Below are 12,252 nucleotides of genomic sequence, written 5' to 3' on the forward strand. Positions count from 1 at the left end.
CACCCCCGCCGCCCCCTGAGCGGTCAGCAGGCCGGGGGCGCGTGTCGTCCAGGAACGCACGCGCCCAGATTGTTGAACCCTCCTGGACGGTCTGGACTATGGAGTCCCCCAGGTCCGTCCTCCACGGCCCGGCTCGGCGCGCGGCGCCCAGGAAGGAAGCGTGTGATGACCGCGGGCGGTCCTCGTGAAGAGCAGCGCGTGTCCACGGGCATTCCCGGCCTGGACACCGTGCTGTGCGGCGGCCTGCGCAAGGGGCGCATGTACATGGTCCTGGGCCTGCCGGGGGCGGGCAAGACCATCCTCGCCAACCAGATCTGCTTCCATCAGGCGGCTCAGGGCCACCGGGTCCTCTACCTCACGCTCCTGGCCGAGTCGCACACGGAGCTGGTGAGCAACCTGCAGACGCTGTCGTTCTTCGACCCGGCCTGCGTGCCGGGGAAGATCAGCTACCTGAGCGCCTTCACCATCCTGGAGCAGGGCGGGCTGGACGCGCTCGCGGACCTGGTGCGCAAGGAGATCAAGGCGCACAAGGCGTCGCTGCTCGTGCTGGACGGGCTGCTGGCGGCGGAGGAGCTGGCCCCGTCGAGGCAGGCGCTCAAGAAGTTCATCCACGGCCTCCAGGTCGTGACGGGGCTCATCGGCTGCACCACGGTCGTGCTCACCACCGGCGGCACCAAGGGCCTGCGCGCGGAGCACACCATGGTGGACGGCCTGCTGGTGCTGCAGCAGCGCACCTTCGGCGTGCGCACCCTGCGCGAGCTGAGCGTGCGCAAGTTCCGGGGCAGCGCGTACAAGCTGGGGCAGCACGGCTTCGAGATCACCAGCGACGGGCTCACCGTCTACCCCCGCCTGGAATCCATGGTGGACGGCAACCTGGTGCCCGGGGCGGGGAAGCGCGAGCGCGACGCGTTCGGCGTGCCGGGCCTGGACACCATGCTCAAGGGCGGTGTGCCCGCGGGCTCCACCACCATCCTCCTGGGACCTCCGGGCAGCGGCAAGACGCTGCTGGGGCTGGCCTTCCTCGCGGAAGGCGCCCGCCAGGGAGAGCGCGGCCACTACTTCGCCTTCTACGACGCGCCGGAGCGGATGCTCGCCCAGGCGGCGGGCGTGGGCATGCACCTGCAGCCCCTGATGGAGCGCGGGGACCTGGAGGTGAGCTTCCGGCCTCCCACGGAGAACATCCTCGACAAGCTGGGGATGGAGCTCTTGACCACCATCCGCAGCGGCCGGGTGCGCCGCATCTTCCTGGACGGCTACGAAGCGCTCCTGCGCTCCTCGACGCGCGAGTCACGGGTGGCGCGCTTCCTGGCGGCGCTCGTCAACGAGTGCCGGGTGCGCGAGGTGACGCTCCTCTACACCGTCGAGGCCTCCTCCGCCTTCGGGCCAGAGGTGAAGTTCCCGCTCAAGGGCATCTCCATGGTGGCGGAGAACATCCTGTTCCTGCGCCTGGTGGAGCTGCACTCCGGGCTGCGCCGCTTCATCGCGGCGCTCAAGGTGCGCAACAGCGCCTATGACCCCGCGCTGCGCGAGCTGGAGATTACCGGCGAGGGGCTTGAGGTCGGAGAGCCCTTCGCGGAAGGGCAGATGTTGATGACGGGGCTCGCGCGCACGCGGACTCCGGAGCCGACCCCGCTGCCGAAACCGCGCCGCAAGCCGCGCGCGAGCACCCCGACCTCCGCCAGGGCCACGCCGGCGAAGCCGCGCCGGAACGTCCGCAAGCGCCGAGGCAGCTGACCATGGGGCCCGTCCTCATCGTCGACGACGAGTTCGGCATCGTGGAGGCCGTGCGGGACCTCCTGTCGGACGAAGGCTACCGCACCGTCACCGCGCTCAATGGCCGCGAGGCCCTGGAGCGGATGGCGCAGGAGCGTCCGGCGATGGTGCTGCTCGACTACATGATGCCGGTGCTCAACGGGCCGGGCGTGCTGGAATCCATGCAGAAGGACCCGGTCCTGCGCGACGTCCCGGTGGTGATGATGAGCGCCAGCCCGCCGGAGTTCTGGCAGCACCTGCCGTGCGCGGCCTTCCTGCCCAAGCCCTTCGACATCGATCAGCTCCTCGCCATGGTCCGCCGCATCATCGGCGCGCCGACGCTGAGGCACTGACCGCTGTCAGGGATTGAAGGCGGTGGCTGTCCCTGACCTTGACATGACGGTCATGTGCAATCTATGTCGCCCTGTTGACTGGGGGACAGTTTGGCATTGATGCCATCAAGTCCGTCATCGCCTGGGAAGGCATCTTGAAATCTCTCTGGTGTGTGTGTCTCCGGTCCACCTGGATCCTGGGCGGACTGATGGCTGGCGTATTGGCGTGTTCCGCGGAGCAGCCAACTCCCGCCGTCGAGCCGTCGCCTGTCCTGGCCGAGCACCGCACGGCACTGGCCGAGTCCGCATCGAACGAGGTCGGTGCGGACTGCACGAAGCAGGGTGCCTCCGGATGTAAATCCGGCCTTTGTCTGCACACGGGGGCCTTGCCCGACGAGGGCTACTTCTGCAGCCAGACGTGTGCCGGCGAAGCGGAGTGCCCGGCTCAGTGGAAGTGCTCGCGGCCGCATCCCGGGGCCCGGACCCGCATCTGCGTTCCCCCCGCGGAGTGGAAGGGCGCCGCGGCGCCCTCCCGCGGCTGAACTCCTCTCTCTTCCTTCAAGCATTCTTCTCCGTCGGAGACGGTGATGCCTTTGTCTGTCCGGATGTTGTTGTGTGTCCTTTGTCTGGTTGCCTGGAGGGAGGCGGAAGCAGCGCCCACCTGCTCCTCCGGTGACACCACTTCATGCACCACGCCTGGAGGGTGCGGAGGCATCAAGGAGTGCTCGGCGCCCCCAGGGCAATTGGGGGAGTGGGGCGAGTGCATGCCCCACAATCAGCCCCAGGCCTGTGCCGCGTGCGGCGCGGGAGGAACGGCCACCTGCGTGGACGGAGAGTACCTGGGCCCATGTCAGCCTCCCACGGCAAAGGCACTGGACGCCTGCGGCAACGGCTGCGATGACGACCGGGACGGCGAAGCGGACGAAGGCTGCGCTGGCAGCGCCACGTTCGACTACTGCGAGCTGCGCTCGGGCCAGTATGTGCGCTGGACCTGCGGTTGTGGGAATGGGCTGAACGTCGGTTACTGCCTGGGTTCGGGGGACTCGCAGGCCTCCTGCAGCGGCCCGAACGGATGTCTGAAGGCCCCGCTCTTTGGCCTCGGTGGGAGCCAGGCCGGAGGCAACTTCCAATGCTGCGTGTCCAGCAAGTCCTGCAGCGAGACGGGCTACATCCCGGGCGAGATGCACTGTGGCTCGGGCGGGTCGTTGAACTTCCAATGCGAGCCCGGCGGCACCTCCTGCGAGGACAGCAACGCGTGTGGCAATACCTGCGAGGGAATCAAGCCTCAGATTGATCTTCTCACGGGCACGAGGACCCTCAGCGGCACCTATTGCGCGGCGGGCCCCGTCTGCGCCTACGCCCAGGGAGGCTTTGGCAATCCGCGTGGAGGTGTCAGTGCCGCGGACGTGTGTGAGGCTCCCAGGCCTGATGGAGAGCAGGCCTGTGAGAGCACCGTGATGGCCCCTGGCACCAGCGATTCCAGGCCGGGGGGGACCCTGACAAACCCACCCCGGGAGCATCTGCCGGGTCCGGATTCCCCACGCGGCGGTGGTGGTGGCGTCGGGAACGGTGGCAATGGTGGGGGAGATCGATCGAAGGAAGGGGAGGCCTCGGATCCCAAGCCGGACGTCTGTGAAAGCGGTGGCGACACTGTCGCGACCTCCGGTGTCTCTGCCATGTCCGCGCCTCGCGTAAACCTGAAGGACTTCACCACGCGCTTTACCGCAGCGGACGTGGGCATCCATGGAGATCAGGGTGGCCTGAACTTCGTACGCAAGTACGTTTCCACCGACAACTTCTGCTCCTACCAGTCGATGTTGGGCAACAGCGTGGAGCCGTTCGTCGCGAAGCCCTTTGGCTCCAGCCCAACCCGCCAGAGCTCCATGCGCTGGTGGCACACCCTCTACAGCTTCGTCCACGTCCAGGGGAGTGTTCCCGGGGTCAGCACCTGGGCCGTACGCGATACGGAAGGCGAAGTCATCGAGTTCGCCGCCTGCCAGATCACCGGCTCCGGTTGCTACGCCACGCTTCGCACCAACAGCCGCTGGTCCAATGCCAGCCTCTTCTGGGCCATCAACGGTACCTTCATCCTCACCAAGCCGGGGGAAGGCCGTTTCATCTATGGCCACAGGTGGACGGCGACGGCCGGCGGCCTGGTGCGGCGCTTCTTCCTGAGCCAAATCCAGGAGGATCGCCTGACGGGAACTCCGCGCGTCCGCCTCACGCTGGCATACGCGACGCCCCCTCCGTTCAATCAGGGCGGCCAGATGGTCAACTGCCCGGGCGCGAGCGCCCTGGGCAATGGCGTCCCGTTCCTCTCCGCGGTCACGACGGAGGAGGGCAGCCGGCTGCGCCTGTCCTATCGGGCAATCAACACCGCCCCGGGAGTCACTCCGGGAGCGGAGTGCGTCCTGGACAAGCTGTACCTGCGCAACAATGCCAACTCCAGCGATGCCACCGAAACCGCGGTCGCGGTCTACCACTATGCCCTGACCACGGGTGTCAGCGTCGAACGGCCCGGCCTCCTCGCCGGGGTTGACTATCCGGAGACGGGGGACAGCGTCGCCTACGAGGACACGACCGCGACGACCGCCACCTCCACGGCGTGGAGGATTTCTGTCAATCAGTCGGCCCTGACGGGACACACGTATCAGTCCGGAAAGGTGGCATCGGTCAGCACGGGCACGACCACCAGCATGGCCATGAGCGCGGGGGGCGGTGACTGCGACGGGCCGGCTGCCATGGGAGGAGGGCCCACGTGCGTTCCTCCCTCCGTGGAACCCACGGCCGCGACGTCAGGCGACTCCGCCGGCACGTCGGTTCAATATCGCCGCAGGTTCTTCACCCGCAGCACGGCTTACGCCCCCTACGCCATCCTGGACGGAATCCAGGACACGTGCGTGTCGGGCAACTGCATGAGCTTCGCGGCCGGAGACATCAGCTATGGGTACGCGACGCCAGCGGATGGCACGCTCTACAGGAGCTCTGTCCGCAATAAGCTCGGGCGCTACGACACCCAGCAGATGACCTTTGCACCCGCGGGTACGGGCTCTGTTCCCGGGACCGCCAACCCGGTGACGCAGGTGTCTCGGGGGTACGGTCAGGACTACTACGGCAACGGGGGCGTCGCGGGTGTAACGACGAATGACGTGTTCGCCAGCTTTCCAGCGGGAGCCATCCCCAGCCCCTGGAAGCCGGTGGAGTTCTCCACGGACACCATCCCATCCGTCTTGCAGCCGAATGGCCAGGTCGTCACGCGGACCACCTACGACACGTCGACACGGTTCGTGAAGTCCGTCATCCGCTCGGGCTTCACCCAGACGTTCAACGATGGGACCGGGACATGGTCAAGCCCCGTGGCCCGCCATGTCGGCATTTTCTACTACAACCACCTCAAGTGCGATGGAGAAGCGGACACGGGCGGTACAGTGCTGAAGGAAGTGCGTGGGCCTTGCCTCGTGAGTGGTCCCGAGGCAACGGGCTGCACGGGCTCTGACTACCCCATCACCCAGTATCGCTATTACGGGCCGCCCTCGGTGGAGCGCAGCAACAACGCGGGACGCCTCTGGAAGGTGTCTCGCTACACCTATCATCAAGGCGCGTCCAACACCTGTGCTTGGTCGCCGCTCACGACCGAGTACCAGGACTACGACGCACGCGGTGTCGCGACCAAGATCATCACCCCCCAGGGAGGCGTCATGACGATGACGTACCAGGGTGGGCGCCTCGTGTCCGCGCTCCATGACACCGTGTCGACGACGCTTCGTTACGACGGCGCACATCTGCGCGCGGTCTATGCGTCGCCCAAGGCGGTCTGGGACGTCTACTGTTACCGGACTGGCACCGCAGCCGGAGTGGGGTGCCAGGGCGGACAGAAGACAGACAAGCTTCAGTGGATGGCCGTGGCGAATGACGAATACGGAGTCGACTGGAGCGAAAAGTCGGTCAGGACCTACTGGCCGAGCGGAGCCTTGAAGACCGAGGAGAGACGGGCTCGTCGCGGTGGCGTAGAGGAGCTCCGGACGCAGTCGACGCATCACCCCGATCCCCATCTGCGCCCTACCTACAACCGACAGGGGGCGGGAACGGGAAGCTTCGCCGCCGTCAACAACTTCGACCTCAACAACAATCTCATCGCGACGGGGCGGCCTTTCAATGCCGCCCCAGACTTCTGCCGCAATCCAGATACGACCTTGTCCGCGCTCTGTACCCAGATGGGGTACGACTCGGCGGACCGGCTCAATCGCGTCTCCGAGTATCTCCCCGGTGCCGTTGAGCAGCACAGCACGATTGCTTATGATGCCCAAGGCAACGTGAATACGGTTCGAACAGGCTGTGCCAGCGCGGTCGCGGGTTGTGGGCTGTTGGCCTCGTATCAGTACGACGACTTCGGCAACCTTATTCATACACAGCTTCCTCACGCCACCGGACCGGTTCGCCAGGCCTTCGATGCGCGCGGCAACCTGCTCGTGAAGCAGACGGAGGCGATGCGGCTGTCGAACGAGTGGCTGGAGTACAGCTACGACATCCTGAGCAGGCCCAGGAATGCGACGCGCAGGAGCAGCGGCACCACGCCCGTCAGTGAGACGCTCTACCAGTTCGGCTATGACGCGGAGGCGGCGGTGCCTTCGGGCTGTGGCAGCAGCGTGATGTATTCCGCAGGACGGTTGCTGTACCGCGACGACTCCCTGGGGCGCACCTGGTACCGCTACGACGTGCTGGGGCGGGTGAGGTCGGAACTGCGGCAACGACAGGGAGATGCGGGGTGTACTCCGGAGCTGGAGACGCGGTACACCTATGACTATCTTGGTCGGCTGAGGGAGATCCTATATCCGTATGGACGTACGGTTACGTATGTCTATGGCACGTTTGCGAACGCGCATCGGGTTTCAGCCGTCGACGTGACCCTGTTCACGAACTCGGGGCCTGAAACCCGGCGGCTGCTAAGCAAGGTGGCCTGGGAGCCGTTTGGCGGCCTGCGGGGCTATGAGATCAATCCGTTGCCCGCTCAATCAGCCCCGGTGGCCGTGGAGTACGCGCTGGGGGATGATGGGACGCAGCCCCCCTCCAACTGCTCGGCGGCCTTCCCGTCCGCCTCGAACTCGGATCTGACGGGACGGCTCCGCTCGTTGCGCGTCAGCCAGAATGACTACAATCCAGGTAGTCCCTTCAACATCGGCGACATCTACAAGCGCACCTACACGTGGAATGCGGACCAGGTGGTTCGGACGGACACGTGCCTCCTGGGGGCGACGACGCCCAGGACAGAGCTGTATGCCTATGACCGGACCCTGCGGCTGATGTCCGCGTCCCGGCCCACGGGCAACTGGGAGGCGACGGGTGGGGCCTTCGCGCAGCAGACCTTTGGATACGATCGCCGGGGCAATCGTTCTCAGTTCACCCAGTTCGACAGCGCTTACGCATACTCGCTCGCATATGACACCGGGGCCCGCCCGGACCTGCTGATGTCCGTGGTGCCACCCAGTGGGCAGTACAAGGAGACGAATTTCACGTACGACGCGGATGGGCGCGCAGTGACCAAGGAGATGGGTCACTACACGTCAGGGCAGCCCGCGAACCTGATGGAGTTCCGCTACGCGCCCTTCAACGCGACGGAAGGGCAGGGGGCCGCGCGCGAGTCCGTCTTCCGTGCCGTACGGGTCAACGGCATGACGTACAACTATTTCTACGACGCCCTGGGACGCAGGCGCGCCAAGGTCAACCCGTTCAATCGGCGGGATGAGTTCTTCCATGGGACTGGCAACCAGCTCCTGGTGGACCAGGGATGGAATGAGGTCGTTCCGTTCCAGGGAAGCTTCCGCGTGGTGGATGACTACATCTGGCTTGGAGGACGTCCGGTGATGCTCATCCGGGGCCGACTGGATGCGACGCAGAATGTCCGTGAGCCCGACTCGACCGTGGATTGCCGCCGTGATGGCGAGCCTGCGGCGTGCGGTGTCTACTTCCCGGTGACGGACAGCGTGGGCAAGCCCGTCCTGATGCTGAACGGCGATGGGTTGGTGGCAGGCGCGGCGGACTACCAGCCGTTCGGCCATGTCAACCGGCTCTCCACGCCGGACAGTTCCACGATTCCCTATCCAGATGATGATGGAGAGACCTTTACGGGCTTCATCCAGGCCGCTGAGAACAGCAATGTCCAGGTGCGCGCGCGGGCCCGGTTCATGTTCATCGACATCCATGACGGGCAGGACGACGTGCTGGTCTTGACGAACGACCCCTCGAATCCTGAGGAGGTGGCCTACCAGGATTCGGAGATGAACCAGGTGATAACCCCCTGGTTGTCGCTGCCTGCCAACGGAATGTCGGTGCACATCGGGGCGGGTCCGGCCGACAGCACCGGGCCGAATACCTCCGCGGGCGCCGCGATGGAGAGCTTCGAGTACCAGCGCTACCAGACGGGCGCGCAACCCTTCTGGACGCCCTTGCGCTTCGCAGGCCACTATTACGACGCGGAGACTGACCTCTTCGAGAACTGGAACCGGTACTACGACCCGAGCGTCGGGCGGTACCTGCAGCCGGAGCCGATGTTGGGACAGGCGCCGTCAGCGCTTCCTGCGTATGCCTACGCCTTGAACAATCCGATGGCTTACGTGGACCCGAACGGAAACGAGCCCTTCGGTTTGAGCCCAGTTCCGTATCTGGCTGGGTTCTTGAGACAGCACTATGGGCGCAATGTATACAATCAGACCGTCCCCTATAGCAGCCTCGCGGCGAATAAATGGGAGCCGCTGTCTGACGCGAAATCAATGTATCACCGCTTTGGCCCTGGCAATGAGAAGAACGAAAAGTGGGTTTCTCCGGACGGGAAGTGCGAGGCCGTATACAAGGATGGCGAGTTGGTGACGGACCCTTTGAACTATGGGACGTACAACTATTCCAGCCCCAATGGGATCGATGGCCTCGGTCACTTCGTTTACGACGTCGTTCCCTATTGGTTGTATGGGAATACCCCGCAGTTCCCGGACCCCACGCCCATCTGGGCGCGGATCCTTGGACCCAAATTCTACTGACAGGGGTATCGTGAGGAGGTCGCGGTCGGGGAGCCTTCCCGACCGCTTCCTCAGGCGCGGGGAGCGATGACGTGACGCGGTCAAATGACGGGGCGTCGCTTCGAACCCGCTGGGGCGGGCTCGCCATGTGCACGCTTGCTGGCGCTGCTCTCGGGTTGGTGGGCGACTTTGTTGCTCCAGGGCCAGCCCCGGCGGGGGGCGACGTCCTCATGGCTTTCCTGTTGTCCCCACTCGCTATTGTGGTGGGCGGAGCGGCCGTCACCCTCGACCCGCTCTCCAAACTCTTCCTTGTAGGCGGTCTGCTGTTCTGGCCTGGCTATCTCTTGCTGGCCCGGTGGTGGCTGCGTCGGGGTGTCATCTGGGCGTTGCCTCTGATGTTCCTTTGGTGCGGGCAAGGCTTCTTCCAGTTCGTCCATCGGTACTGGATGATCATGTCGGCGTAAGCGTGCGCTGGGGGCCGTGAAGAGCGGCTCCAGTGGCCGTTCCGCAGTGAGGCTCGACCCCGCGCATCCTGGCGCGGTGTGGTCGCTCACTCGGCGCAAGCGCTCCACCCAGCTCCACGCCAACGGTGCGCGTCCAGGCGCCACGGCGCACTGCATCACCCGATTTACGGCGTCTGCCGTGGTCCCGGCTGCTTGCAAATGGGTAAAGGGGGCTGGTATTTCTTCGCCAATCGAACGAACTCGCATGTTCGCGATGGGCGGGGACGCGGGACGGCTCCAGGTGGCAGGAGCCCGGGCGGCGGGAGAGAGCAGATTCCCCTCTGGCGTATGGTGGCGTGGGTGACGCGGCGCGACATGCGGGCGGCGGCTTCCAGCAGCTTCTGATTTCTTCGCCGTAAGAACGAAGTCATCCCAGCAAGACAACCCGGAGGGGATTCATGCTTCGCAACACGCGTTTCAAGTGGACGTTGGCGGCCGTCGGAGTTTTCACGGTCGCGGGGCTCATTGGCGCCTGTGACCCCGAGGACGAGCCCACCCCCAGCACCCAGAACGACGCCGGTACCAAGACCGACGCGGGGACGAACACCGACGCGGGGACGAACACCGACGCGGGGACGAACACCGACGCGGGGACGAACACCGACGCGGGAACGAACACCGACGCGGGAACGAACACCGACGCGGGGACCACCACGGACGCGGGCACCCAGACGACGCTGCCCCTGGCGGTGGACGGCACCTGGGCGCCCAGCGGCTACATGGGTGACGGCTCGGAGCAGGGCCTGGTGGACGAGCCCATCTGTGCCACGCCGCGTCCGGGCTCGGGCCTGGGGACGTGCCACAAGTTCACCTACACGAAGAAGGGCCAGGGTTGGGCCGGCGTCTTCTGGCAGTACCCGGAAGGCAACTGGGGCAAGACCAACACGCCGGGCTTCCTGGTGCCGGACGGCGCGAAGGCCGTGACGTTCTACGCGTGGAGCGAGAAGGGCGGAGAGACCGTCGACTTCTTCGTGGGCTACGGCCCCGACTCCCAGGACGGCTTCGAGAAGAAGCTCAGCCCGGCCGCTGTGCTGACCAAGGAGCCGGTCAAGTACACGCTCGACATCAGCAAGATCCGCTACGCCGACGTGGCTGCGGGCTTCGGCTGGTCCGCGGGCGGCCACGACGAGCCGTTCATCTTCTATATCGACGACATCCAGTGGCACTGACCACCACAACCTGAGCGCCTGGCGCGCCAACAACGGAACGTGAGCGGACGATGAGAGCGGGAACGGCGGTGTTGACGGTCGATGCAGCGGGCATGCGCGCGCAGAACAGCGGCCTGCTGCTGAACATGATCTGGCGCGAGCGTCAGATCTCCCGGGCGGAGATCGCCCGGCGCACGGAGCTCAGCCCGTCGACCGTCTCCGCCATCGTCGCGGACCTGGAGCAGGCGGGCCTGGTGCGCAGCATTGGCGCCGGGGTCTCCCGCGGGGGCCGCCGTCCCACCCTCATCGGCTTCTGTGACGAGGCCTTCAGCCTGGTGGGCGTCGAACTGGGCGCCTCCCACGTCACCGTCGTCCTCACGGACCTCCGCGGCCGCGTGCGCACGCAGAGCAAGGCGAGCCACGCGGTGCGCGGCGATCCGGAAGGATCGCTGCAGAAGGCGAAGGAGCTGGTGCACGAGTGCCTGGACGCCGAGCGAGTCCCGCGCCGCTCCGTGGTCGGCATGGGGGTGGCCGTGCCCAGCCCCGTGCACCCGGCCGCTCCCGGCAAGATGTCCCCGCTCATCCTGCCCGCCTGGAAGAACGTGGACGTGAAGGAGTGGTTCGAGACCACCTTCGACATGCCCGTGTTCGTGGACAACGACGCGAACCTCGGCGCGCTGTCGGAGTGCTTCTGGGGCGCGGGCTCCGGAGGCGAGGACCTGACGTACATCAAGCTGGCCACCGGTATCGGCGCCGGCCACATCATCCACGGCGACGTGTACCGGGGCGCTGGTGGAACGGCCGGTGAAATCGGTCACATCCCGGTGGACTCCAACGGGCCGCTCTGCGTGTGCGGCCTCAGGGGCTGCCTTGTCACGCTCATCGGCTCCACGGCGCTCACGGAGCGCGCGCGCGAGCTGATGGGCACCCGGGGCCGCAAGGGCCCCACCGTGCGCGACCTGGTGGAGGGCGCTCGCGCGGGTGACACCGCCGCGAAGCAGATCATCGACGGCATGGGCGCGTACCTGGGCATCGCCGTGGGCGGCCTGCTCAACCTGCTCAACCCCGCCATCGTCGTGCTGGGCGGGGAGATCTCCTCCGTGGGCGAGATGCTGCTCGACCCCCTGCGCGCGTCCGTGCGGCAGCGCGCCCTGTCCGTCTCCATGGCGGAGACGCGCATCGTCACGTCGACGCTGGGAGAGCGGGCCATCGCCGTGGGCGCGGCCACCCTGGTGCTCCAGGCGGCGCTGCGCGACCGCTCCCTCTTTCCCACGCAGAACGTCGGGAGAACCGCATGACATCGCGCCGTGTTGTCCTCGCCCTGGCCCTCTCGGGCCTGGGAATGGCTTCGTGTGACCCGGCAGCAGGTCTGGATAATAAGAAAAACGAGCAACCCGGGCCCGTGACGGAGCAGCCGGGTACGGGCTGGGAGCTGGTCTGGCAGGACGAGTTCGACGGTCCCGCGGGCACGCTGCCTTCGAAGGAGCGCTGGGTCGCGGACGTGGGC

The 12,252-nt window shown here is 66.3% G+C and carries 6 protein-coding genes; all 6 read left to right on the forward strand.

The genetic code is table 11. From position 1 onward, the window contains the following. The first annotated feature begins 165 nt into the window (after window positions 1-165). The 6 genes from D7W79_RS29355 to D7W79_RS29380 all read left to right on the forward strand — a co-directional run bounded on the left by D7W79_RS29355 (window position 166) and on the right by D7W79_RS29380 (window position 12,043). Entirely contained in the window at window positions 166-1,734 is a 1,569-nt protein-coding gene (locus D7W79_RS29355; RefSeq protein ID WP_120528688.1) for an ATPase domain-containing protein, read from the forward strand. A gap of 2 nt (window positions 1,735-1,736) precedes the next feature. Then, window positions 1,737-2,105, forward strand: coding sequence for a response regulator (locus tag D7W79_RS29360; protein ID WP_120528689.1), 369 nt, complete (start codon window positions 1,737-1,739; stop codon window positions 2,103-2,105). A 1,655-nt stretch (window positions 2,106-3,760) separates the two neighbouring features. Continuing rightward, entirely contained in the window at window positions 3,761-9,115 is a 5,355-nt protein-coding gene (locus D7W79_RS29365; RefSeq protein ID WP_158617077.1) for an RHS repeat-associated core domain-containing protein, read from the forward strand. Window positions 9,116-9,324: 209 nt separating this feature from the next. Further along, complete coding sequence (locus D7W79_RS29370) at window positions 9,325-9,558, forward strand: hypothetical protein (RefSeq protein WP_147442113.1); 234 nt, start codon at window positions 9,325-9,327, stop codon at window positions 9,556-9,558. A 437-nt stretch (window positions 9,559-9,995) separates the two neighbouring features. Continuing rightward, entirely contained in the window at window positions 9,996-10,766 is a 771-nt protein-coding gene (locus tag D7W79_RS29375; RefSeq protein ID WP_120528692.1) for a hypothetical protein, read from the forward strand. Between the two features lie 50 nt (window positions 10,767-10,816). Next, window positions 10,817-12,043 (forward strand): ROK family transcriptional regulator, encoded by a 1,227-nt coding sequence (locus D7W79_RS29380; RefSeq protein WP_120528693.1) that lies wholly within the window; start codon window positions 10,817-10,819, stop codon window positions 12,041-12,043. The last annotated feature ends 209 nt before the right edge of the window (window positions 12,044-12,252 follow it).

The sequence above is a fragment of the Corallococcus exercitus genome, from assembly GCF_003611585.1.
Lineage (GTDB): Bacteria > Myxococcota > Myxococcia > Myxococcales > Myxococcaceae > Corallococcus > Corallococcus exercitus.

Excerpts from the sequence above, each read along its gene's own strand:
- D7W79_RS29360 (WP_120528689.1), top strand. The coding sequence starts at position 1,737 with ATGGGGCCCGTCCTCATCGTCGACGACGAGTTCGGCATCGTGGAGGCC.
- D7W79_RS29370 (WP_147442113.1), top strand. The coding sequence starts at position 9,325 with ATGGCTTTCCTGTTGTCCCCACTCGCTATTGTGGTGGGCGGAGCGGCC.
- D7W79_RS29375 (WP_120528692.1), top strand. The coding sequence starts at position 9,996 with ATGCTTCGCAACACGCGTTTCAAGTGGACGTTGGCGGCCGTCGGAGTT.
- D7W79_RS29365 (WP_158617077.1), top strand. The coding sequence starts at position 3,761 with ATGTCCGCGCCTCGCGTAAACCTGAAGGACTTCACCACGCGCTTTACC.
- D7W79_RS29380 (WP_120528693.1), top strand. The coding sequence starts at position 10,817 with ATGAGAGCGGGAACGGCGGTGTTGACGGTCGATGCAGCGGGCATGCGC.
- D7W79_RS29355 (WP_120528688.1), top strand. The coding sequence starts at position 166 with ATGACCGCGGGCGGTCCTCGTGAAGAGCAGCGCGTGTCCACGGGCATT.